General features: G+C 64.3%; 28 protein-coding genes and 1 pseudogene. 7 read left to right on the top strand and 22 right to left on the bottom strand.

The genetic code is table 11. The features are described 5' to 3' along the window. Positions 1-32 precede the first annotated feature (32 nt). A complete protein-coding gene (locus DA1_RS13525; RefSeq protein WP_034394133.1) occupies positions 33-1094 on the bottom strand; it encodes a tyrosine-type recombinase/integrase in 1062 nt (353 codons plus the stop codon). 280 nt (positions 1095-1374) lie between these two features. Continuing rightward, entirely contained in the window at positions 1375-2244 is an 870-nt protein-coding gene (locus tag DA1_RS13530) for a pirin family protein (protein WP_034394131.1), read from the bottom strand. Between the two features lie 142 nt (positions 2245-2386). Here DA1_RS13530 and DA1_RS13535 point away from each other — a divergent pair. Together DA1_RS13535 and DA1_RS13540 are read left to right on the top strand one after the other, a co-directional pair. Continuing rightward, positions 2387-2824, top strand: a pseudogene (locus DA1_RS13535) (LysR substrate-binding domain-containing protein); the annotation flags it as partial. 80 nt (positions 2825-2904) lie between these two features. Then, a complete protein-coding gene (locus tag DA1_RS13540) occupies positions 2905-3858 on the top strand; it encodes an AEC family transporter (RefSeq protein WP_034398641.1) in 954 nt (317 codons plus the stop codon). 37 nt (positions 3859-3895) lie between these two features. Here the strand turns inward: DA1_RS13540 and pdxH are convergent, their stop codons facing one another. After that, positions 3896-4543 carry a pyridoxamine 5'-phosphate oxidase gene (gene pdxH / locus DA1_RS13545; RefSeq protein ID WP_012205769.1) on the bottom strand — a complete coding sequence of 216 codons (648 nt, stop codon included), beginning with the start codon at positions 4541-4543 and terminating at the stop codon, positions 3896-3898. A 52-nt stretch (positions 4544-4595) separates the two neighbouring features. On the opposite strand from pdxH, the gene DA1_RS13550 reads away from it, so the two are divergent. Continuing rightward, entirely contained in the window at positions 4596-5168 is a 573-nt protein-coding gene (locus DA1_RS13550) for a nucleotidyltransferase family protein (protein ID WP_034394129.1), read from the top strand. Between the two features lie 11 nt (positions 5169-5179). On the opposite strand, the gene DA1_RS13555 is transcribed toward DA1_RS13550, so the two are convergent. Further along, entirely contained in the window at positions 5180-5818 is a 639-nt protein-coding gene (locus DA1_RS13555) for a superoxide dismutase family protein (protein WP_034398640.1), read from the bottom strand. Between the two features lie 135 nt (positions 5819-5953). Next, positions 5954-6580, bottom strand: coding sequence for a gamma-glutamylcyclotransferase (locus tag DA1_RS13560; protein WP_013802273.1), 627 nt, complete (start codon positions 6578-6580; stop codon positions 5954-5956). A gap of 239 nt (positions 6581-6819) precedes the next feature. Between DA1_RS13560 and DA1_RS13565 the strand changes: the two genes are divergently transcribed. Both DA1_RS13565 and DA1_RS29635 read left to right on the top strand, forming a co-directional pair. Then, positions 6820-7344: an OmpA family protein gene (locus tag DA1_RS13565; protein WP_034394126.1), complete on the top strand. Its 525-nt coding sequence runs from the start codon at positions 6820-6822 to the stop codon at positions 7342-7344. Positions 7345-7705: 361 nt separating this feature from the next. Continuing rightward, entirely contained in the window at positions 7706-8917 is a 1212-nt protein-coding gene (locus DA1_RS29635; protein WP_080736908.1) for a tyrosine-type recombinase/integrase, read from the top strand. On the opposite strand, the gene DA1_RS13570 is transcribed toward DA1_RS29635, so the two are convergent. The 14 genes from DA1_RS13570 to DA1_RS13635 form a co-directional block, all read right to left on the bottom strand. Continuing rightward, the gene (locus DA1_RS13570) at positions 8865-9152 is read right to left on the bottom strand and encodes a helix-turn-helix domain-containing protein (RefSeq protein WP_034394123.1); all 288 of its coding nucleotides are present in this window, start codon (positions 9150-9152) and stop codon (positions 8865-8867) included. The genes DA1_RS29635 and DA1_RS13570 overlap by 53 nt on opposite strands. A 107-nt stretch (positions 9153-9259) precedes the next feature. After that, positions 9260-9727, bottom strand: a complete 468-nt coding sequence (locus DA1_RS13575) for a hypothetical protein (protein ID WP_198488088.1) — start codon at positions 9725-9727, stop codon at positions 9260-9262. Then, positions 9724-10158: a hypothetical protein gene (locus DA1_RS13580; protein WP_034394120.1), complete on the bottom strand. Its 435-nt coding sequence runs from the start codon at positions 10156-10158 to the stop codon at positions 9724-9726. The genes DA1_RS13575 and DA1_RS13580 overlap by 4 nt, the downstream gene beginning before the upstream one ends. After that, on the bottom strand, positions 10142-10837 hold the full coding sequence (locus DA1_RS13585) for an ASCH domain-containing protein (RefSeq protein WP_080736907.1): 696 nt from the start codon (positions 10835-10837) through the stop codon (positions 10142-10144). Before DA1_RS13585 ends, DA1_RS13580 begins: the two co-directional genes overlap by 17 nt. Beyond that, on the bottom strand, positions 10834-11247 hold the full coding sequence (locus tag DA1_RS13590) for a YoqU family phage-derived protein (RefSeq protein WP_034394117.1): 414 nt from the start codon (positions 11245-11247) through the stop codon (positions 10834-10836). Before DA1_RS13590 ends, DA1_RS13585 begins: the two co-directional genes overlap by 4 nt. After that, the gene (locus DA1_RS13595; protein ID WP_034394114.1) at positions 11240-11563 is read right to left on the bottom strand and encodes a hypothetical protein; all 324 of its coding nucleotides are present in this window, start codon (positions 11561-11563) and stop codon (positions 11240-11242) included. The genes DA1_RS13590 and DA1_RS13595 overlap by 8 nt, the downstream gene beginning before the upstream one ends. After that, entirely contained in the window at positions 11560-12894 is a 1335-nt protein-coding gene (locus DA1_RS31120; RefSeq protein ID WP_062794123.1) for a hypothetical protein, read from the bottom strand. The genes DA1_RS13595 and DA1_RS31120 overlap by 4 nt, the downstream gene beginning before the upstream one ends. Positions 12895-13005: 111 nt before the next feature. Continuing rightward, positions 13006-15120: a DNA cytosine methyltransferase gene (locus DA1_RS13605; protein ID WP_034394109.1), complete on the bottom strand. Its 2115-nt coding sequence runs from the start codon at positions 15118-15120 to the stop codon at positions 13006-13008. 551 nt (positions 15121-15671) lie between these two features. Beyond that, positions 15672-15986, bottom strand: a complete 315-nt coding sequence (locus DA1_RS13610) for an H-NS histone family protein (RefSeq protein ID WP_034394107.1) — start codon at positions 15984-15986, stop codon at positions 15672-15674. 267 nt (positions 15987-16253) lie between these two features. After that, complete coding sequence (locus DA1_RS13615; protein WP_051940848.1) at positions 16254-16472, bottom strand: hypothetical protein; 219 nt, start codon at positions 16470-16472, stop codon at positions 16254-16256. Further along, complete coding sequence (locus DA1_RS13620) at positions 16465-16794, bottom strand: hypothetical protein (protein ID WP_155294279.1); 330 nt, start codon at positions 16792-16794, stop codon at positions 16465-16467. Before DA1_RS13620 ends, DA1_RS13615 begins: the two co-directional genes overlap by 8 nt. A 299-nt stretch (positions 16795-17093) precedes the next feature. Next, entirely contained in the window at positions 17094-17933 is an 840-nt protein-coding gene (locus DA1_RS13625; RefSeq protein ID WP_034394101.1) for a DUF2303 family protein, read from the bottom strand. 75 nt (positions 17934-18008) lie between these two features. Continuing rightward, positions 18009-18377, bottom strand: a complete 369-nt coding sequence (locus DA1_RS13630) for a YfdP family phage-associated protein (protein WP_046238254.1) — start codon at positions 18375-18377, stop codon at positions 18009-18011. A 264-nt stretch (positions 18378-18641) separates the two neighbouring features. Continuing rightward, a complete protein-coding gene (locus DA1_RS13635) occupies positions 18642-18887 on the bottom strand; it encodes a hypothetical protein (RefSeq protein ID WP_034394097.1) in 246 nt (81 codons plus the stop codon). Positions 18888-18991: 104 nt separating this feature from the next. Between DA1_RS13635 and DA1_RS13640 the strand changes: the two genes are divergently transcribed. Next, positions 18992-19219 (top strand): hypothetical protein, encoded by a 228-nt coding sequence (locus tag DA1_RS13640; RefSeq protein WP_126312359.1) that lies wholly within the window; start codon positions 18992-18994, stop codon positions 19217-19219. Between the two features lie 225 nt (positions 19220-19444). On the opposite strand, the gene DA1_RS29655 is transcribed toward DA1_RS13640, so the two are convergent. From DA1_RS29655 to DA1_RS13645, 3 genes are all read right to left on the bottom strand, one after another. Further along, on the bottom strand, positions 19445-19726 hold the full coding sequence (locus tag DA1_RS29655; RefSeq protein WP_230590857.1) for a hypothetical protein: 282 nt from the start codon (positions 19724-19726) through the stop codon (positions 19445-19447). Positions 19727-19933: 207 nt separating this feature from the next. Continuing rightward, positions 19934-20494 (bottom strand): DUF4124 domain-containing protein, encoded by a 561-nt coding sequence (locus DA1_RS30395; RefSeq protein ID WP_155737653.1) that lies wholly within the window; start codon positions 20492-20494, stop codon positions 19934-19936. Between the two features lie 490 nt (positions 20495-20984). Then, positions 20985-21743, bottom strand: coding sequence for a S24 family peptidase (locus DA1_RS13645; protein ID WP_051940840.1), 759 nt, complete (start codon positions 21741-21743; stop codon positions 20985-20987). 79 nt (positions 21744-21822) lie between these two features. On the opposite strand from DA1_RS13645, the gene DA1_RS13650 reads away from it, so the two are divergent. Continuing rightward, a complete protein-coding gene (locus DA1_RS13650) occupies positions 21823-22065 on the top strand; it encodes a hypothetical protein (RefSeq protein ID WP_034394090.1) in 243 nt (80 codons plus the stop codon). Positions 22066-22197 lie beyond the last annotated feature (132 nt).

The following is a 22197-nucleotide window of genomic DNA, read 5'->3' on the forward strand; positions in this document are numbered from 1 at the left end:
CGGGTTGTCCGCTGCGCTCCCCGCGCCGTCTGCTACAGGTAATGCTGCAGATGGCGCAGGGCGCGCGCGCTGTCAACGCCTATCCACTGCACGACTTCGGTCTCGGCACGGCCCGCGCGCAGCCACTGCACGATGGCCGTGTTGCGCAGCACCTGCGGGCCGACGCGGTGCAGCGGCGCCTGCTGCGCCGAGGCAGGCTGCGCGGCATGGGCGCGCTGTATCAGTTGCGACGCCACATGGAACAGCACGCGCACTGACAGCGGCTGCCCCTCACGCGAATAAAAGACCGTGGCATCGGGTTGAACGGCCTCCGGTCCGCGCTGGCCGGCGCTGAAGCCTTTCCAGTCCTGCAGCGCCTTCACCACCGTTTCCGACAGATCCAGCGTGCGCTGCTGCGCGGCGCGTGCGCCATCGATATGCAATTGACAGGGGAGGCCATCGCCTGGTCCGGCGAATTGCACATCGCGCCAGCACAGGCCGCGCACCTCCTCGGGCGCCAGCGCCAGTTCGTACAGCAGCAGCAAAATGGCGCGGTCGCGCGCCGACTGAAAGCCGTCGGCCATCGGTATGTGGCGGGGCAGGGCATTCCACAGCGGCGCGGGAAGGCAATGGCCCTGGCCGTCTTCGGCAGGTGGACGTTCCTGCGGCGCCAGCCCTGCGGCGGGATTGGCGCTGACCCAGCCGTGGTCCAGCGCATGGTCGTAAATGCGTTCCAGCAATCGCCAGTAGCGCCTGCGCGTGACCTCGCTGATGCGGCGGCCGGGCTGGTGGCCCGACAACTGGCCTTCGCGCGGGCGCAGGAAATTCTGGACATCAACGGCGGTGGCCTGTTGCCAGGCGCGGGCCTTCGCCTTGACTTTCCCTTTCGGCGTGGCAGGGGAGGGAGGACCTTCTTTGGCTGACATGCCGGCATCGCCCAGGCTGCGCAGCCAGGCACGCCATACCTTTTCGTAGCCGCTGTCGGGTGCCGTGTCCAGGGCATCCCAGCCCTTGGCGCCCTCGGTTTCCAGCCAATGCCGGAACAGGGCCAGTCCGTCGGGGACGGTGGACGGCGGCTTGCCGGCAGCGGGTGCCTGAGATGGTGATGAAGTCATGGGCGTTGAGAACAAAACGAGTCAACCAATGGAGCTGTTCAATGTAACTTACATGAAGTCAAGCGGCAACCTTGTTATCGACTGATGGACACCAGTGGCAACAAGTCGCCAGAAAAAGGGCCGTTCGGCTTGGATTCGAGTCCTTGGCACGTCTCTAGAGTGTGTTGTGCACTTTTAAGCACCCGCCGGCTCTGCGCGCTGGTGATCGCAAGCGCTGGTCCAGGGGAAGCAAGGGGAGGGCAGAAGGCGGCCCCTGTCCTCAGGACAGGGGCCGCAGCGGTCAAGCCGCCATGCGCCCGAATCGGCCAGCGTTGAAGTCGGCAATGGCCTCGCGGATCTCGACCTCGCTGTTCATCACGAACGGGCCGTGGCCCACCACGGGCTCTTCGATGGGCTCGCCCTCCAGCCACAGCACGGTGGCGTCGTTGTTGGCCTCCAGGCGCACCAGATCAGCCTCGCGATCGAAGTGCACCAACTGGCCTTCGCGAACAACCTCGCCGTCGTTGACCAGCACCGTGCCATGCAGCACGACCAGGGCCAGCGTATGTCCGGGCTTGGCGCGCAGCTCGGTGGTGCTGCCGGCTTTCAGGCGCAGGTCCCAGACATTGATGGGCGTGAAGGTGCGCGCCGGCCCCTGGCTGTTCCCAAAGGCTCCGGCAATCACCCGCACCCGGCCTGAGCCGCCTGGCAGTTCCACGGACGGGATCTGTCCATCCACCAGGGTCTGGTAGCCAGGCGCAACCGACTTGTCCCTGGCGGGCAGGTTTACCCACAGCTGCACCATCTCCAGTCGCCCGCCGCGTTCGGTGAACGCATGGGAATGGAATTCCTCATGCAGGATGCCCGAGCCGGCCGTCATCCACTGCACGTCGCCAGGGCCGATCAGGCCGCCAGCACCGGTCGAGTCCCGGTGCTCGACTTCGCCCTCATAGACGATGGTCACGGTCTCGAAGCCGCGGTGCGGATGCACGCCCACGCCGCGAGGCTGGACAGCCGGCTCGAAACTGGCGGGGCCTGCGTGGTCCAGCAGCAGAAAGGGGCTCAGAGCCGCACCATGGTTGCCATAGCTGAACAGCGAGCGCACGGGAAAGCCGTCGCCCACCCAATGGGCACGGGGAGCGCTGTAGACGCCGAGCATCTTCTTGAGCATTTGCTTCTCCTTGGGAATCGTGGCTGCCGCAGCGTTAGCGCCAGCCACTTTTTGCACATGGGAGAATCTTAGAATTTGAACGATGAATGCGGTAGATGGCAAAATTTGCCTTCATCGTCCTGAATAAAGAACAATGACCATGCTGCGTGTGTTGGCCGAAAGGGTGCAGTGCCTGGTTGCCAGCCCCGCGTTGCTGCAGGCACATGGCCGCCCCACGGGCCCCGCCGACCTGGAGCGCCTGCCCAGCATGGACCTGGGCCAGCCGCAGGACGAGCACCGATGGGTACTCAACGGCCCGGACGGTGCACTTGCCGAGATCCGTCATCATCCGCGCCTGGTCACGCGCGCCATGCTGACCCTGCGCGATGCGGCGTTGGCCGGCGTGGGCGTGGTGCAGTTGCCGCGCATGTTCGTGGATGGCGAGTTCTCGCGCGGCGAGCTCCTCAACGTCCTGCCAGGCTGGGAGCCGCGCCGCGAGCTGATCCATGTGGTGTACGCATCCCGGAGCGGGCAATTGCCCGCCGTGCGGCTGCTCATCGACCATCTGGCCCAGGCCTTCGAGGCCCTGGAAGAAGCCTGAATGAGGCAGTGCCGGGCCTGCAGCGCATAATCTGCGCGCGCCGCCAGCCTGCGCAGGCGCAGCTTCCCGATCCCGCTTCAGTGAACTCTCCCGTCTTTGCCTCCCTTATCCCCGTCATTCTTTGCATTGGCGCAGGCTTTCTCGCCGCCCGCCTGGGCTGGGTGCGGGCCGCTGCCATCAAGGATTTGTCCAACCTCGTTTTCCTGGTGCTCACGCCGGCGCTGCTGTTCCGCACCATGGGCGCGGTGCGGGTGCAGGAGCTGGACTTTCAGCCCGTGGCGCTGTATTTCCTGGCGACTGCGCTGATCTTCGGGGTGTCCATGGTCCTGGGCGGTTTTTCCACGCGTTCGGCCGCGCGGGGGCTGGCCAATATGTTCAGCAACACCGTCATGATCGGCGTGCCGTTGGTGGGGCTGGTCTACGGGGAGGGCGGTCTGGTGACGCTGTTCACCCTCGTTTCGCTGCACGCACTGATTCTGCTCACGGCGGCCACCATCGTGTTCGAGCTGGCCGAGGCCCGCGAGCACCAGCGGTCGGGCCAGAGCGCGCCGCGCCCCATGTGGCGCACGGTGCTGCAGGCGGTGCGCAACGGCATCGTCCATCCTGTGCCGCTGCCCATACTCGCCGGCCTGCTGTTCGCACAGACCGGGCTGGTTCTTCCTGGCGTGGTGGATCGCTCCCTGCAGGTCTTGGGCCAGGCACTCGGCCCCATGGCGCTGCTGCTGGTGGGTGTGACCCTGGCCTATACCAAGGTGGGCCAGAACCTGCGCGAGGCAGTGGGCATAGCGCTGGTCAAGAGCCTGGTGCATCCGCTGCTGCTGCTTGCGCTGGCCTGGGCCTTAGGTCTGGGCGGCCTGCCGGTGGCCGTGATGTTCACGGCGGCTGCACTGCCCGTGGGGGCCAACGTGTTCCTGTTCACACAGCGCTATGGCGTGATGCAGGAGGAGGTGTCCGCCAGCATTGCGGTGTCCACGGCGCTGGCCCTGCTTACCGTGCCGCTGATGCTGTGGCTGGCCCAGCGTCTGCTGGGCTGACGGCTTTCAGCAGGAGCAGCGCCAGCAATCCAGGGGATCAGGGCGCCAGGCGCTGGCGCAGCCAGGTTCCAGCTTCCAGCTGGTAGCACAGGCGGTCATGCAGGCGGCTCTTGCGGCCTTGCCAGAATTCCCAGCGTTCGGGCACGAGCCTGAATCCACCCCAGTGCGGCGGGCGCGGCGGGTTCAGCAGGAATTGCGCGCCGTACTTTGCCGCATTGGCCACCAGTACGCTGCGGCCGCTGATGACCTGGCTTTGCGGACTGGCCCAGGCGCCAATGCGCGAGTCCAGCGGGCGGCTGTTGAAGTAGGCGTCGCTTTCGGCATCGCTGACCTTTTCCACGCGGCCCTCGATGCGCACCACGCGCTCAAGCTCCACCCAGTGGAACTGCAGCGCTGCAAACGGATTGCCCGCCAGTTGCTGGCCCTTGCGGCTGTCGTAGTTGGTGTACCAGACCAGGCCGCGCTCGTCATAGCCCTTGATGAGCACGATGCGCGTGCTGGGCCGCAGGTCGCCGCCCACGGTGGCCAGCGTCATGGCATTGGGCTCGGGCACCTGGGCGCTCAGGGCTTCCTGCAGCCATTGGTCAAACTGCTGCAGCGGATCGGCCAGGGAGGCCGATTCGCTCAGTTCCGCGCGCTCGTAGCTTTTGCGCAGATCGGCGATCGAGGTGGAAATGCTGCTCATGGCCAGCATTGTGCCTGCGCCCGCCACCTGATTTGCCGCGCTAAAGTTGCGCATGCTCACAGACTTCAAAGACCGCCCTTGCGTGCTCATCCTTGCTTCGGGCCGTGGCGAGCGTTTCCGTGCCTCGGGCGGCACCCTGCACAAGCTGTCCGCACCGCTGGGCGGCAGCACGGTGCTCGATCACACGCTGGCCGCCGTGCGCGCCAGCGGTCTGCCCTGGCACCTGGAGGATGCAGGCTACCCGGGCATGGGTGACTCGCTGGCCGCCGCCGTGCGCGCCACGGCAGATGCACCGGGCTGGTTGGTGCTGCCTGCCGACCTGCCGCTGGTGAGCCCGCAGACGCTGCTGAAAGTGGCCGATGCGCTGCGCTGCGGAGCGCAGGCGGCGCAGCCCCTTCATGCTGGCCAATGGGGGCATCCCGTAGGTTTTGGGGTGGCCTGCGGCGAGGCGCTCATGGCGTTGAGTGGCGAGAAGGGCGGTGCGCCTGTGCTGAAAGCACTGCGCGAGGCCGGAAATGTGGTCCAGGTGGAGGTGGACGATGCCGGCGTGCTCACCGACATCGACACTCTGGACGATCTGGCGCGGGCAGAGTCGGTGCTGCAGGCGCGCCTGAAGTTGATCTGAGCCCTGCCCAGTCAACCGCGCGTGATCACCGCACAGGCCAGGCGCGCGCCCGAATTGCCTGTGGGTTGCGTGGTGTAGTCGTCCGGGTCCTTGTGCACGATCAGGCCACGACCCACCACGCTATTGGGGCCCTGGTCCAATGCAAGGCCGCGCGACACGAAGTCGATGCTTGCCATGCCTTGGGCATCGGATCGCAGGCTGGGCAGGTCGCCCGTGTGATGGGTCGAAGAATCGAAGCGTCCATGGGCCTGGCCGGTCGGGTTGAAGTGGCCGCCCGCGCTCAGGCCGTCAGGGCTGGAGCAATCGCCTTTTTCATGGACGTGAAAGCCGTGCTCGCTGTTCGGCGCCAGCCCCTGGATGGAGCCTTGCACGCGCACGCTGCCATCGGCCTGTGCCGTGAACTGCAGGCTGCCGCTGACCTTGCTGCCTTGCGTGGGCTGCAGCTGGGCCATGGCCACATTGCGGGAGGCGGGCGCTGTCGTGACGGCTGCCGGGGTCGATGCGGAGGCTGCGGCAGGAGGCTTGGCCTGGCTGCCACAGGCGCCCAGGGCCAGCACCATGCCCGCAGCCATCAACAGCTTCACGGCGGTGGACGGGGTGGAGGGCTGCGAAGTGGCGGCGTGGCTGGATTGGGAAGCGTTCAAAGGCATGGCGGCAATCTCCTGGTTGGAATGGGAACTGAAAAAGTCACGGGGGCGCACGGCGCGCAGCCGCCATCATGCAGCGTGCGATACGGCGGCCATGTCGGAGAGCGCAGCGTTCTGCGGCCGTGCGCGGCGATGGCGTCAAACGGAGCCTTGCCGCGCGCCTGCGTCGGGCTGGCCCGCGTAGCTGAGCAGGCGCTGGAGCGCGCGGTCACGGATGCCCAGGCGCTTGAGCTCATCGAAGGTTGCGCGCGCATAGTCATGCGTGCTGCCGTAGATGCCCTTGGCCTCGCTGAAAATGCGGCGATAGTCCTCGGGCGCCAGTTCGCCCGTGTGATTGGGGCTTTGCCGGGACAGCGTGAACGCCAGCGCCTGCACCGTGCCCTGGCCGGTGCGGCAGGGCAGCCAGCGGGGGTCATAGACGGCATTGGCCATCTCGCGCTGCCACAGCTTTCTCATGACGTCATGGCCGTGGTGCCGGGGAATGCGGAACACCATGCCCTGGCAGCTGCCACCGGACAGCATGCCAAAGACCAAGCCAGGGTTCTGGGGCGTGCCGCGGTTGATGGTGCTCCACATCTTCAGCGCCCGGTGCCAGCCAAAGACACGCGCCGTGCGGCGTTCGCAGAAATCGAAATCCGGCCGCCAGATCAGCGAGCCGTAGCCAAAGATCCAGAGGTCATCGCTCCCGCCCCATCGGTGCAGCGCCTCGTCCAGCATGGGCTGTGACTCTCGGCGGGCGAATGAAAATTCTGGCAGGGCGGACATGGGCGCGACAGCATGAAAGAACAATGACGTTTTAACGCCTGGACGCGCAAACGGTGCACAAGCGCGTGCTTTGCCCTTGCAGGGCCGGTCTTCTGTCTCCGCCGCACCACAGTTTTTGCCGGCCGTCACTGCGGGGTTTGGGCGTGGCGCGGGGCCCTCGACGGTGGCCCTCTACAATCCACCGGTTTTTCGCAGTCTTTCTGGTTTTCATCCAACAGCTCATTCACGGAGAGTGCTTCATGTCCTTCAGTCATTCCGACGACGACAGCCAACAACGTTTTGCCCTGGGTTTCCTGTTCGCGCTGATTGCGCTCGTCGTCTCCACGGTCGTTGGCGTAGTCGTCTACCAGCGCGGCATTGCGCATGGCCCGGCGAAGATGGCAGGCGGCGCTTCCCCTGTGGCAGCAATGGTGCCCGTGGTCTTGGAGCAAGATGTGGCCCGCGTCGTTGTCGAAAACGGCGTGGTCAAGTTCTACTTCGCATCGGCCAAGGCCGAGCTGGCCGTGGGCGCCAATGAAGCGCTGGCCGACGTGGTCGCCGGTGTAAAGGGCGGCAAGCGCGCCGTGATCTCGGGCTACCACGACGCCACGGGCAGCGCCGAACTCAACGCCGAACTGGCCAAGAAGCGCGCCCTGGCAGTCCAGGCCGCCCTGTCCGCTCTGGGCGTGGCTGAGGAAAAGGTCGAGCTGAAGAAGCCCGAGCAGCTGCAGGCTGACGGCAGCAACGCCGAAGCCCGCCGCGTGGAAGTGATCCTGGTGGACTGAGCCTCAGCCTTGCCGCTGTAAACGGCCAAAAAGAAAAGGCCCGGAGCGTCAATCGCTCCGGGCCTTTTCTTTTGATGGCTGCGTGGATCAGGAATTGCGCAGCGGGTCGAACTTCGCGTCGCCGTCAGGCTGGGTCCCGGCATGGGCTCGCGAATTCTCTTGTATGAGTTCGATCTTGTAGCGAACCCCAAAAATCGGCAAGTAAAGATAAATCCTTATGAATCAATGACTTGCATTTACGTTCGGCACCGTCAACCGCCTCAAATGTGTTGAAAACAGGCTCCAGCCGCCACAAAATGGCGGCCGAGACTCACCCCGACCACATCGGAGATTGAGCTGATCGAACCACTGGAGAGCAGAAATGGCGAAGCCGAGACAGAAAGCATCTGGCAAATGGGAAATTGGGTTGAGACATCCGTCGCTGCCTGGAGGCCGCAAGTACTTCACCTTCGATACCGAAGGGGAGGCCATCAAGTACAGCCAGCAGTGGAAACTGATGAAAGACTCAGGTCTGGCCCTGCCGAGGGAGCTGCTCGATGGTGACAATGGCTTCGGCAACATCCGCTTGACCCGCGTGCTCGGCGAGTGGGAGCAAAGTGGATACGCCGCCCCATCTCAATTGATTACGCTCTCGACCCTGAATCGGGAGGTTGGCACTATCAAGCTCACAGATGCTTCTTATAAATGGTTGCAAGGATATATACAGTGGCTGAAGGTGTCCAAGCAATTAACTCCTCAGTCAATAAGGCACCGAGTCCAAGCGCTCGGTCGTGCGATAGATGAGTATTTGCGAAACCATCCGACACTGGTAATGCAGAACCCGGCTCGGCTATTGCCGAAAGGTTATTCGGCGTACAGCGATATCGATACCAAATTGGCACAAGCTGATGGCGGCGAGGCAAAGACCAATGTTCAGCGGGATAGACGCCTGAGACCAGGCGAAGAAGAAAAAATCATCATGGTGCTTTCTGGCTACGAAAGACCAGATAGGACCCGTGGACTTCAGCTTGCGGGTGGCAATGCTCTGCTTACGCTGTTCAAGCTCATCCTGGGTACAGGTCTGCGTTTGAAAGAGGCTGCCACGCTCAAGCGCTCTCAGGTGGACATGGAGTCCAAGGTTATACGCGCCCAGAATTCAAAGCAGTGGCGCGGAAAGGTGAGCTTTCGGGATGTTCCTATGGCTCCCTCAGTGCATGCGGCACTACAGGAGTACCTGAGCACGCGCGCAATGCTGCCAAGCGCATGGCTTTTCCCATTTATGGAAGAGGAAGATGCGAACGGATACCGGATCGTCGGCAAGAGGCTTTCGTTCCGGTTCCGCATTGCATTCAATTACATGGAAATTCATGATCTCCATGAGCATGATTTGAGGCACGAAGCCACTTGCCGGTGGCTTGAGATGAGAGACGCAAGCGGAAACTGGATTTTCCGCCTGGAAGAAGTAAATCGAATCATGGGCTGGGCGCCCGGATCCGCGATGGCACATCGATATGCCAGCTTCCGAGCGGAAGACATGGCCGCTAAGCTGTGGAGAGTTTCGGCAGGGCCGGGGGCGGCTGCCGGCGGGGCTTGATCGGGCGGACGTTGGGGGCGGACTGAGGCCCGCCGCCGCGGTCAGCTCGGCGTTGCTCAGCCTCTTGCCGGCCGCGCTCGGCAAGGTAGGCTAGCAGGTCGGCGCGCACGAAGACCCAGCCACGCCCGAACTTCAGGCCGGGCAGCTCCCCTTTGCGCGACAGTTCCTCGACGGTGTCCTCCGTGCAGCCGAGCAGCTCGGCGCACTGTTCTGCGGTGATGGTGTCGGTCGTCATGGTCGTTCAAATATGAAAAAGGCCAGCGGGTGCTGGCCAGGTGATCGGTTCGTCGTCGCGGTGTGGCGCGCGCTTGTCGCGCCAGTGCTCGGGCTTCTTGCTTGCCATCATCGTGGTGCTCCTCTCCAGATGAAATCGCCCTTGTCCTCGCGCATGGCCGGCTCGCTGTCCTGGCACGGGCATTCGAAGCCGCTGAGGCGGTCGGCCACCGGACGCCAGAAGTTGCGCACGCGTCCGCTGGGGACATGGTTGTCCTCCTTGGCGTCTGCCAGGTCGAACTGGCCCAGGGCCCACATGGCGTCGGCGCTGCTGCAGCGGCTGCCCATGGCGCTGATGCTCAGGTGGTACTCGGGGCCCGCGTCGAACTCTCCCGGCTCGGGGTCGGGCTTCTCGACGGCCGAGATGACCAGGAGGCCGTTCGCCTGGTGGGCCCAGGCCTGCCACGGGTAGCCCATGGAATCCAGTTCGCGGGCCATGGCCAAGATGTGATCGGCGCGGGCCCAGCCGGATCCGGCCGTCGGCGCCTTCGGCTGGATCGCGCTGACGCCGGCCAGGGGTGTTGGTGCTGTGGTCACGGGGTCTGTCCTTTCTCGAACAGATCGCCCACAGCGAGCCGCGCGCGCCGGGTGGCCCGGGCATTGGCCGCTCGCATGGGGGCATCGAGCTTGTTGTGGCAGCGCTGGCACAGCGCCTCAAGGTTGTCATCTGCGCAGTTCGCAGGGTTCGGGTCGTGGGTGTGTGCGATGGTCAGCACCACGTCCACCATCCTGGCCACTTCGTAGTTGCACATGTGCGTCTGGCCGAGGTGCTCGCCCGTTTCTGAGCAATACACATCGGCGCTGTCCAGCATGTAGGTTCCCTCGTCGGTTCCTGCGCCGCGCGCGATGCGGGTGCGGTTCGGCGCCTTGCAGCGCTCGCAACGATCACCCGCCCGAGCAAGGATGCGCGCACGGATCTCCGGCCAGTTGGCAGGGTAGAGGGCGCGCATTTCAGGCCGGATCGGCATGCTGTGGTCCTTTCTGCTGCGCCTGGGCGCGCTCGAACTCCACGACCCAGACCCAGGGGTTTGACTCCCACGATCCATCGCCGTTGATGGTCCACCAAAGGTGCTCGAAGTTCTCCCGCGCGAACCTGCCGCCGGGGAGATTCAGGCTATGCGGGACGCCTTCGGCCAGTGCGTCGGCCTCGCTGATGTCCTGCAGGCGCTCCACGCGCACGCCGGTGATCCGCAGCGTGATGCGGCTGGCCCAGCGTGGCATGTGGATGCCTGGGCGCAGCTTTCCCGGTTTGGTCTTCTCTGGTGGCGTGTCAAACCCGCGCCATTCACCGGTTCGCGAGCCGTCGGCTTCGAACTGGGTCGGCGCCCACGGAGTTCTATAGCCGGCGTCCAGGGCCCTATCGCCGCACACGGATGGCGAAAGGTGACCCAAACTTCCGGGGAAGCGGAAGGCCTCGCGCACCCACAGCCTGTCGCCGGGCTGGCCGTAGGGGCAGCACGCGGCGGCCTCCGCAGCCTGGTCGGGCAGCAGGTAGGTCGCGGCATGGCTGCCGGCATGGCGCGGCGCCAGGATCGAATCGATGCCCAGCGTGCTTTCCACCTTGGCGGCCCGGCGCGTTTGGGTTTTCGTGCCCGCCAGAAGGGCTCGGACCATCGGCGCCGAAAACAGGATCGGTCGTTCTTTCATGTGCTCTCCTTGTGCCCAGTGGGGCGCTGGAACAGAGACAGGGCATGGGCCTCGGCGCGCACTGCAGCGGCGGCCTCGGCGCCGTAGCCCCAGATGTCGCCGTTCTTGGGGTCCATCCGGCTCGGCGCGATGTATTCCGGGTGCAGCAGCTCGCCGCGCAGGATGTAGTGGTGCAGGGCCTCGACAAGGTTCTGCAAGGTGCCCCCGTGGGTGAAACCGCGCCAGCGGCCCCGGTACGCCACATAGACCCGCGCGCCCCGGTACTCATCGATCAGCCAGACGCGGCCCCGGGCATCCAGTTCCAGACGCGCGATGGCGCCGGATTCGCGGTTGTGGAAGAAGCGGCGGCCGTGCCGGCTGATGATCTCTATCAGGGCATTGGCATGCCCCAGGCGTTCGGCTTTACTCATCGCTCGCCCCCTTGGCTGCTGCCTGGGCTGCGCGACCCGCGTAGTAGCAGAGAGCTGTTGTCACCGGGAACGCGCCAGGGCCTGGTCCGCTCGCAGGTTCGTGCCAGTTGCTCCAGCCGCCACGGCGCGGCACGCAGCGCATGTAGCCATGCACCGGCGCCCCGATTTCATCGCCGTCCTCGCCGTCGCTGGCTCGCACCCACTCGTCGCGGACTGCCTGCGCTCGGAAGGCTGCCAGTTCATGGTGCCCGCGCGACTTCAGGAAGGCCTCGTCGTCGTTGTAGAGCTTTTTGATTTCCAGCGGATGTTTGCTCATTGGTCACCGCCTTCCTTGGCCTGGGCTGCGGCCACCGTGTCGAGGTCCAGTGCGGACTGGTTCAGCACATGGAACTGCGTGCACTCCAAGTAGCCAGCCTGGGCCGCGCGCAGCAGCAGGGCATAGTCCACATCTGTCTCGTTGCAGTCTGCGAACTCTTCCACCGCACGCTTGATCTCCAGCAGCTCGGCGTGGGTGAACGCATCCACTGCAGGCGCAGCAGGTGCTGCCATGCCCAGCAGCATGGTCCACGCGCGCTCGTAGTCATCCCAGGATTCCTGGTTGTATTTGCCGGCCGATGCACGGCTGGAGCCGAGGCAGGTCTGCCGGTCCTTCAGGAATTGGGCGAGGCGCTGGGCCTCGGCGGGCGCAGCAGGTGCCTGGGGCGCTGCTGCCAGCGCGGCATGCCAGGCCTGTTTCGCCATCAGCTTGGACCGGCCATCGCCAGCGCGCTCCCACCACGCATCGAATCCAGGCGGGGCTGCAGGCGCTTCCAGGGCGGGCGCTGCGTCCAGCAGTCGGCGCAGAGCCCATTTGCCCTTGGCGCCAGGCAGCATGGCAGAGCCGGGTTGGTCGTCGGGCAGCTCGTCCAGCAGGTCCAGGGCCGCGTCCAGCTTCTCGAAGTCGGCGCGCTGCACCTGAATGAAGCTTGCGCCCTCGTCGCTGCTGTCATCGGCGGCATGGGACGCAGCCACGGCCACGGCGCAGAGGGCTTCGAGTGCCTGGCGCTCCACCAGGGCCAGGGCCGGCCCAGCCACAGCTGCAGGCTGCTCGGCGCGGGTCCAGACCACTGCAGCGTTCAGCTCCTCGCCCTGGCCGATCCAGCGCCCGTCCAGCACACGCTCGCGGCTCACGGTCGGCGGCACGGCAATCGCACAGCGGCGGCCATCCTTCTCGATGTACTGGGCACCATAGACCGGCAAGGCTTGGTCCATCGTCAGCAGGTTGTTCACCAGGTCGGCCACGGTGCGCGTGGGGCAGATCCACTGGCGCTCGCCCTGGGGCGCAACAGCGGCAGGAGCTGCCCCGGCGAGCTCGATGTGCGCGACGAACTGGTCGTGCAGGCGCGGCAGCTCACACCACGCGACGACGTTGCCGCTAACGCCCCAATGCTGCTCCTCGTGCTGGTTCATCTCGTACCAGCCAGCGGGGCAGAAGTATTCGTCTTTCTCCTCGCTGTATTCGCCCCATTCGGGATCGGCGTCATCCCCTAGCGGTAGGGTGTGCTGGGCTGCCCACATGGCGCGCATTGGGATCTTCGCGCCCTCCAGCCAAGCGAGGACGTAGCGGCCAGATTTCGGGAGAGCCTCGGAGGTCTTGATGATCTTCATGGTGAGTCTTTCAGGAAGAGACGGGAGCCAGGCACCAGGCGCTGGCAGTGGTGTTGATGACGTGGCCTGCGCGCTGCAGCAGCGGGCACGCGGCCTGGGGTGGGGTCGGGGTCATGCAGCAACCCCGTAGATCAGGGCTTCGTGCGCGAAGTTGGCGCGGGCCAGGGCCTCGGCGAGCGGCGGGCAGACGCTGTTGCCGCACATGCGGACCTGCGCGGTCGTGCTCAGGTCGATGAGGGGCACGTCACGCGGGTCGCTGGCTTGCTTGCCATTGCGGAACAGCAGGGCCGGGTCAGGCACGCGCTCGAAGTGGTAGTCGCGCGGGAAGCCTTGGGCCCGGAACAGCTCGCGCGGCTTGAGCATGCGCAGCGTGATGTCCACCAGCACCCACCACTGGCCGGCGTGCCACATGAGCACCAGCTCGGCCGGATCGGGGAAGTGCTCGGGCAGGTGCTTGTGCAGCAGCTCGGCGCAGAGCCGGGCGCGCTCGGCATGCTCGGGCGCCAGCGTTGCTGCCGGCACCTGGCAGGTCTGCACCAGGCCCATGCGCGCCTTGGTGGGCACGGTGTGCATGGGCTCGCTGCAGGCGCTGTCCTGGCCGCCCTCGCTGTAGTACTTCACGAGGTAGGCGGTGATGAGCCGCTGCTGGGTGCCGCTGGATGTGACCGTGGACATCGGATCGCCCACGGCGCGCCCGTCGCCGTCATAAAACCCGCCGTTGGCCTGCTCCAGGCACGCGGCCACCATGGCCTGCTCGCCCCGGTGGGCGCCCGTCACGGTGCGCAGCGGCTCGCGCGGGTCGTTTCCGGTGCGCTCGCCGTGGTGCGTGAGGTGGGTCAGGTGCACGGCAGCCAGCGCGCTGGTGCCGCCGCTGGCGGTCACGGTGTTGAGCGGCACCTCCAGGCTGCGGATGCCGTGGCTGAAGCGCTTGCCGCCGGCCGGGCCCTCGCCGTGGCCCATGTCCACCAGGTGCGCTGCCACCAGGGCATGGTGGCCGCCTGTTGTCACGGTGCGCAGTGGGCTGTCCGGTGCGGCGCCTGGGTGGCCGGTGGTGTTGGTCATGACCAGGTGGCCCTGCACCACGGCGCTCTTGATGCCACCGGCCACCACGGTCCCCAGTGGCGTCTCGATGTCCTGCACGCGCGGCTGCTGGCCCTCTCGCTCGCCGTAGCCGATGGTGACCAAGTTGGCGCCCACCAGCGCGTGATGTGTGCCAGACGCGGCCACGGTGGACAGCGGTGCATCCACGGCATGGCCGACCAGGTGCTGCTCGGACGTGCCGCGCATCGGGGCCATGACGGGCGCCATCACTGGCTGGGCCACAGCGCGGTGGTTCTGCGTGGTGACGGTGCCGATGGGGCGATCCGTGGGCGCCGGCCTGCCCGAATACACCGGGCCGCCGGCACCGACGATGAACGGGCTGGCACTGGTGAGCACATGGCGCCACAGGCCCTTCGCCACGCGGCGCATGGTGTTGTCCACCAGGGCGCGCTTGCGGCCGAACACGCTCTCGGCATGCAGGTCGAAGTCGATGCACTCGGCGGCCGTGCGGTGCGCGGCCAGCTTGCCAGCGATCACGCGCCGGTCGGTGGGCTCTGCGTGGGTCTGCTCGGGCCAGACGATGGGCAGGCCGTCGCGGCGGGCCACGAGGAACAGGCGCTTGCGGATGGTGGGCGTGCCGTGGTCGCTGGCGCGCAGCTCGCGCCAGTCCACCTGGTAGCCGTGGGCCTTGAGCTGGCGCACGAACGACTGGAAGGTCTTGCCGCGGCGCGCGGGGTCCGGCCGGGCCATGCCATCGGGGCCCACAAGGATCGGGCCCCAGGTCTGGAACTCCTCCACGTTCTCGAGCATGAGCACGCGGGGCTTGCACATGGCCACCCAGCGCATGCCCACCCAGGCCAGGCCCCGGATGTGCTTCGACACGGGCGTGCCGCCCTTGGCCTTCGAGAAGTGCTTGCAGTCGGGCGACAGCCAGACCAGGGCCACGGGCTGATTGCCGGTGACCTGAATGGGGTTCACGTCCCAGACCGATTCGCACAGGTGCAGCGTGTGCGGGTGGTTGGCCGCGTGCATCGCCAAGGCTTCCGGGTCATGGTTGATGGCGATGTCCACGGGCCGACCGAACGCGGCCTCCAGCCCGGTGGACGTGCCGCCGCCGCCGGCAAAATTGTCAATGATCAACTCGCCGGGGAAGGCCAGCGGCATGGTGAAGTTGTCGCGCTTCATCGGTTGGGGCTCCAGAAACGAAAAAAGCCTGGCGGCATTACCCGGGCAGGCTTTGAGATGGGAAGGTGGGAATCCGCAGTGGCCCTAGTGGCTTATTGGCGGCGGCGGATGCCTGTCAAGCAAATAAATGCGTTGAGGGGGTTGCAATCTGGGAAAAGGGTTGTATTATTGACTTAAAGAGGCCGTCAGCAAATGTTGTTGACGGCCTTTTTTCGTCCATCAGTTTCTGATGGTATTGACAATAACTAAAATAATAGAAAGATAAAAATGACAAAAAAATCTAATAAAAACAACAATCTAACTTTTTCTTGCGGGCATGTTGCTCGCAGAGGGCGTGGTCGTTCCAACCGATGCACCCGGGCCTTTTCCAAGGTACAAGCGGCCTATCGCATATTCAAATGGGGTCAAGATTTGGACTTGGACTTGGACTTGGACTTGGAGCATGGCGACTCCAGCGGCTGGGGTGAATGGTTCGCTGAGAACGTCCTTGGCTTCTTTACTGGCGGTTTGTGAATGCAGGACCTATTGCAGGCCCCGCATTTGCGTCTGCTTCAAGTGGCAGGCGAGACCTGGAACGGCGCGCGATCCTTACCGTTGATCCAGTTCGGCGGCTTGCCCCTGCCGGTCCAGGTGGCGCCGGTGGCGGGGTCACGGTACTTCGGTGCGCCCACGCTGCCGGCCTTCTTTGCTTTTGATCCGGGAAAAAGCTCATCAGTCGTGATGCCGTGCTCATCAGCAAGTGAGCGGGCCTGCAGGGTGATCTCGCGGAGTTGCAGGATTGCTTGGGCGCGCTCTGCAGCCCGAGCGGCTGCAATCTGTGCATCGAGTTCTGCCCTCTTGGCCAGCAGTGTCTGGTAGTCGCTCATTTCAGCTTCCTTTCTGTATCTGGAAAAACTTCAACCCTTCCGTCGGGGTAGTAGAGGCGCCCGCCGACGCGCGAGGGCAGTCGATAGGCAGCCATGCGTTCTGGCGGGATGCCAGGGTTTGTTTTCAACTCGGCCCCTGTGTAAAGGTTGTCTTGTCGGCCCCATGGGTTGTGCCAGGGAGTGGTCGCAGCAAGCGATTCTTTTCGCTGTTGCAATTCGCTTGGGCGGAGCACTTGTGGCACCTTTCCACCCACGGTGAATGCACTGTCAGGAGATGGTGTTTTTCGGTTTGCCATGGTTGGGGAGGGGCATGCAGAGGTTGTAGATGGCCAGCCAGTGCATTGCGCGGTGGCTGTGGAACGGGTAGCGGCAGCCTTCATTCGGCGTCTGGCCAGCGGCATGGGCTTCCCGTGCCTCGCGTTCAATGACCGCCTTGGGGACACTGGTTGTCCAGGTGCCGCATTGGTCAACGATGGGGTCAGCCATGGGTATCCTCCTTCGAGCGTGGCGGCACCAATGCAGCGCAGACCATATGGGCGTGCACCTCACTCCTGGGCGGCCTGCAATGCAGGGTGTGCACCTGGGCGCGCTCCAGTTCCACAACGAGTGCGGCACCTGGAACCAGGTGCACCCGGTTCTCATGCCAAAAGCGCTGGGCGGCGTTGCCCGTCCAGGTGACGCGCCAGGGCTCAACGCGATGGGGGCCGAGGCGGTCATACAGCAGTAGCTGTAGCTGGAAGGCCCCGCACGCCGCGTGGGTCGCCTGGGGCGGTGTGCGGCTCAAAAAGACGGTGCCGGTGTGGTTCATCATTGCCTCCGTTCGGCTGGTTGCCCTGTGCTCGGTGCGGCTGCAGGGGGTGGTAGACGATCCAGGCGGACGGAACAATCAGCGCAGACATGGCAGGCGCGGAAACGGCGCGAGCCAGCGGCGGGCTTTTCTTGTTCGCACTGGATGCAGAAGATGGCTTCGGCCAGGTCATGGAGCCGCATGGGCTCTCGGCCTTTCTTTGGACTGCGCATGGCGCTCCTTTCCGGTGGTGCATCAGGCCAGCGCCCTGGCTGCAAGGCGCTGGGCTGATGGCCCTCGCATGGGGCGAGGGCGCGAGGTCAGGCCTTGGTGTAGGTGCCGATGAGGACCGGCGAAGTGTTTTCAACTGCCGTGCGGATGAGCGTGGCGAACTCGTTGGCCATCTGCTCCACCTGCTCCTCAAAAGCGGCCGGGCGCAGGATCAGCCGTGGCTTGTCATCCAGCAGCACGCTCAGCCGCAGCGAGAACGTGCGCGTCTGCAGGTCCGGGTAGGGCGTGCAGGTGAAGAGCAGGTGTGTGGGCAGCGTGTGGCTGCTGCTGGCCCGCGCCCTCTCCAGCACGGATTGCTCGGTGCTCAGGGCCTGCACATTGCTCTGAGCCTTCTTCATTGCCTCGACGGAAATGTCGCGGACTGCCGAGACCGCCTTGCGTACTTCCAGGGGCACACCATCGCTTTGCGCCTGCAGGAAAAGGGACCAGTCTTCGAGCCATTCGGCCATGTCCTTCTGGCTCTGTTGGCGGTTGATGATGGCGAGCAGCGCGGCGTAGGCTGCCGTGGCTCCTGGCTTGAGGATGGCTGTGTGCGCGCAGTGGCCGGGCTCGGTGGGCGTGCCCAGGTCCAGCACTGCCGTGGCGGTCATGGCCTCCGCATTCACGAAGACTGTGCAGCCCTCATCGCGGTGGCTGGCCATGTATGTCACGAAGTCGTTGATGTACGGCGAGACCATCTTGCCGGCGGCGCGGCGCCGGGCTGGCAGGTAGGCCTCCAGGTCGTGGACCTTGAACTGCTCAGGCAGGGCCAGGGCGCCGCTGTGCGTGCTCAGCGCGGCGGAGAGGGCGGCCTCGGCTTGGTCGATGTCCTTCTCAGGCGCGCCCAGGGCGTGAGCGTTGGCGTGCAGGGCGGTGGAAGTGCTGTTCATTGATATCTTTCAGGTACGGTTGAAAAGAAGCGGCCCGCAAGTGGCGGGCCGTTCAGTAGGGATGGGTGGTGCGGGTCAGGACAGCTGCTTGGCGCCGTCCTTTGCGTCGGCAAACATCTGTGTCTGGTTCTGGGGCATGAGCGTCATCACGCCGAACTTGCCCACGTGCATCACCGTCTTGCGCGTGGCTTCCTCGGCGGCCTTGCCATCGGCCGTGGGCCGTGTGTACTTCAGGGTGTGCGACACGGTCACCTGGCTGGTGCCGGGGATGCGAGTGATCTTGAATTTCACGTCGACATCGCCCTGGCGGTCGTTGTCAACCACGCCGGCCGCCACCTTGCCCAGTGCGGCGGACAGCATGCGGTCGAACTGGCCGCCGTCGAGGTCGGTAATGAACTCGCTGACGTCTATTTGCGAGGCCGAAGTTTGGGGAACTTGATGCATGGAAATGCTCCTTTCGAGCGGTTGGGTTAGAGAACAGGGCCAGGGGGAAAGAGAACGAGGGCGGCAAGGCCGGTGCCGTTGATCAGGAACAGCAGCCAGAAGGCCACCGCCAGGGCTCGTGCGTGCAGCAGGGGGCGCCTCATGCGATGCGCTGGAGGGCTCGGGCGCTTATGGAACGCGCGCCTGGGTGGCGCTCCATGGCATCGCACACTGCCGCGCAGCTGCTGCGTGCGAGAGCGATGTGCGTGAGGGCGCCGATGGTGATCAGAAATGGGCGCATGGAAGAACTCCTGTGGGGTACTGAGGCATGGCCGGCGCGCCAGCGCGCACGCGGCGGCGGGGCAGGTTCACCAGCATCTGGTCAGGGTCAACTTCAACTGTGGGCACCATGCACCGCTGCTGTTGCGCTCGGGCGATCGTTGCGGCGATGTCGGTGCAGCGGCTGTCGCGGTATGCGAATGCGCTGCTTGTGAGCGGGATGCTGGGCATGGTGATGCGGGCGGCTGTCATGGCGGCTCTCCTGGTTGGATATGGAAAAGCCGCCTCATGGGCGGCCTGAAGTGCACTGCGGCAGGGCGGTGACAATGGCGCCTTCAACAATGGAGGAGCCGCAGATGCTGGACGTGACGATGACGAACGGGAAGGCGATGGACCAGGCCATCAACTGGATGCGCACGGCGGCGCGCGAGCTGGATGAGCGCTATGGCGAGGGGTATGCCAAGGCCAATCCGCAGCTGGTCGCGGCCATGGTCCAGGCCGCGGCAACGGACCAGCACTTTCAGGGCGTCAATGCGCTCTCGGAGGCTGTGGTCGAGGCTGCCGATGCGATGCGGGGTACGTAGTGCAGAGCCTGGGGACCGCAGCGGTTCCCAAACTTGAATGGGTCGCGCTCGAATTCGCAGGCCTTGTCCAGTGGCTTTCCATTGACCGGGTCCGTGCCCTGGTGAGGCGCTTTGCAACGGTCATCGAATCGGCCTGTGTTGGTGCGGTGGTAGTGAGCGCAGTCCTTGCAGAGCTGCTGCGGTGTAGGGTTCATGGTGCCTCCTGGCGCAAAAGAAGCGGCCCGCTCAGTGGCGGGCCGTGGGTTGCTCAAAGAAGGTGGTGCCGCACCATGCATAGAGCAGCATCCCGTCGTCCCGGGTTCGTGCTGCAGACGCACTCGTCTCATCTGTCTGCTTGGTGCGCGCTCCGTAGAGAGCAAGTTGAGTAACGTTGTCCGTGCCGGGGCCGCGCTTTGCGTGGCTGCGTTTGCAGAGCTGATCCAAGGCTGCTGTTTCCGCCAGATCCCGGAAATAGGCGGCGAGCCAGAAAGCGGGGTGATGTGTGCCAGGAGATTCCGGGTAGGGCATGCTCAGATGCTCGGCTCTTGGCTTTCGAGGTGGACGACGCGGTGGGATGGCATTGGCCATGGTTGTGCCTTTCGTCAGGTGGATGCATTGAAATAAAAAAGGCCGCAGGTGCGCATCACTACGTTTCCGCATCTCCTAGATTCGCGCGGCCGGGAAAAGAAAAAGCCCGCATCGTGCGGGCTTTTTTTGAGTGTGTGAGGCTGGCTGCTATTGACCCAGGCTCGTCTCGATGTCTTTGCGCTCGGCCAGTAGCCGATCCAGATCACGGCTCAGGCGGCGTTGATCGCTGTCGCACTGGGTTGCCAACGCTTGCATTTCTGTGGAGAGCGAATTCTCATACGTGGCACCCGCCAGGTTGTTTGTGGCAAACCGCTTGTTGTTTCGTAGACCGGCCATCCGTAGTTCACACTGATTCTTGGCGTTCTCCACGGCGCCGTAGGCATCGGGAATATGCCGATTCTTGAGATCCGACAGCCTGTTGCGCTTGCGAATGGTGGCGGCTTGGGCATTTAGTCGATCTGCTTCACTCATCGGCTTGGCTGCCGGCACTGCTGCAGCGCTGTCAGAAGGCTGCGGTGCTGCTGTTACAGCAGCGGGCTTGGCTGCGTGGCCTGCGGCTGGCTTGACATCAATTTCGCCGCCTTTGCTGCCGCCAGCGCATGGCGTTTCCTGAAATGAAAATCGGCCATTGGCGTCCTGGCACTTGAAAACGGCCCACGCAGGGCTCGTAAAAGCGCATGCCGCTATTACGGCTGCAAGCATGTGCATTCGCATTCTCTGGGTTCTCCTCTGTCTGTGATCCGTATCGAGTTGTAGCACAGAGGAGAAATCGCACACCAGCCTGTGGGGTGTGCGATAGGAATTGTTGCCCGCTGCTTTCCCGGGCTGGTCAGGCGGGATGCATCAGCCCGATGCATCCACAGCCGCCTGCAGTTACCGCGCCAATGCAGGTAGGCGCCGCTCTTGCGAGCGATCAGGCCCTGTAGTGTCAACGCGCACCACGCGATGCGCTCGGCCAGGGAGGACCAGGTTTCGCGCGCTTTCTTTCAGGCTGCAGGCGCGGGACGGGTGCAGTGCGCCTCGGCTTGCCGCCCAGGTCGCGTTCTTATCCCTGTGAATTTTGAAGGACCGGGGCTGATGCCCGGTCGATGCCGAGTGGCCCAACACGACCTGTGGCGTGTTGAGGTGCACTGTAGCGAAACGCTAGAAAATACTCCAGCTATTCGCTAGATAAGTTGACTAGCGAATGTGGTTATCGCTATATACCCCCTTGCCGATAGACAAATTCTCCTTTGATCGCTAGAAGGTCGGAGCTCTCAGGGGGGATGCGCTCGTCAGGGAATCGACTTTTGTTGGTGTTCCTGCTTTCAAGCACCCAGGAACCATCTATTCCTCTGCGTAACTGCTTGATTTTCAAGCCATCTGGGTGCTGGATGAGAAAGATGGCCCCGCTGCGTGGTGATGTCTTTGTGCGGTCGAAAATGACTATGTCTCCGTCCACGATGAAGTCAGCCATGCTGTCTCCGTCGGCCATGATCGCCATTGCATCTTTTGGTCTAACTCCATAGCGCTCGAACCATGTTCGCTCCTTCGCAAGGCGGCCCTTCAATCTGCTCTCCCAGTTGTTGCTGCCCCCTCCGCAGGAGCCACGCACATCCCAATATTCGATTGACAGGGTCTCCACCCCGTCCTCCCCTTCTTCGTGGAGGGTAAGTTCGGTCTCGATCGCGTTGGTAGCTTGGTCAGGCCCGCCCAGATGCTGAGGTAAGGGGGCGTCATTGTCGAACCACCCTCGACGCAGGCGCCACTCATCCTCGATGCGCTCTGCAGCCTTGTCGCCCAGCGAGCGGGGGCTCTGAGAGCCGTCCTTTTTAGGGGGCAGCAGTGTGCCTGCGAGGACTTGTGTCAGGGTTTGATAGTTCATGCCCGCCCGATCGGCAACGGACTTGATCCCCCCTGGCACGGCATCCGCCAGCATCTTCAGTTTGCGTTTTCTGCGCTCAGATCCTGTTTCCATAATGCATTTCTAGCAAAGTGCTACTAGCGTTTCATGCGATTCGCTTGTTCGTTGTCTAGCGATAAGCTATATTCGCTACATGACCATTCCGCAGTACTCACCTGAGAGGCGTCGATCCCTGGCCAAGGAGTTGGGGATCGAAGAGCAGTACCTGTACCAAATCTCGAAGGGTCTGCGGGTGGCCAGTCCAGCACTGGCCCGCAGCCTCAACAGGGTTGATCCTCAGGCGCAGTTGCAAGACTTGCGTCCTGACGACTGGCATCTGATCTGGCCAGAGTTGGCCTTGCAGCCCATCAGGGCAGAGGGTGCCTGCCGTGTCTGATTCGATCTTTCCAGACGTGCGTGCGATAGACCGCGCGTACAGCGCTGTCGGCCTGAGCCGGGTCTTTGATCCTGCTTCCGCCGAGGCCGTGGCCCGTGAGCTCTTTGCGCGCTTGACCCGCCCCCAGCCTGA

Origin of the sequence: Delftia acidovorans NBRC 14950, assembly GCF_001598795.1 — a bacterium.
Classification (GTDB): Bacteria; Pseudomonadota; Gammaproteobacteria; order Burkholderiales; family Burkholderiaceae_C; genus Comamonas; species Comamonas acidovorans.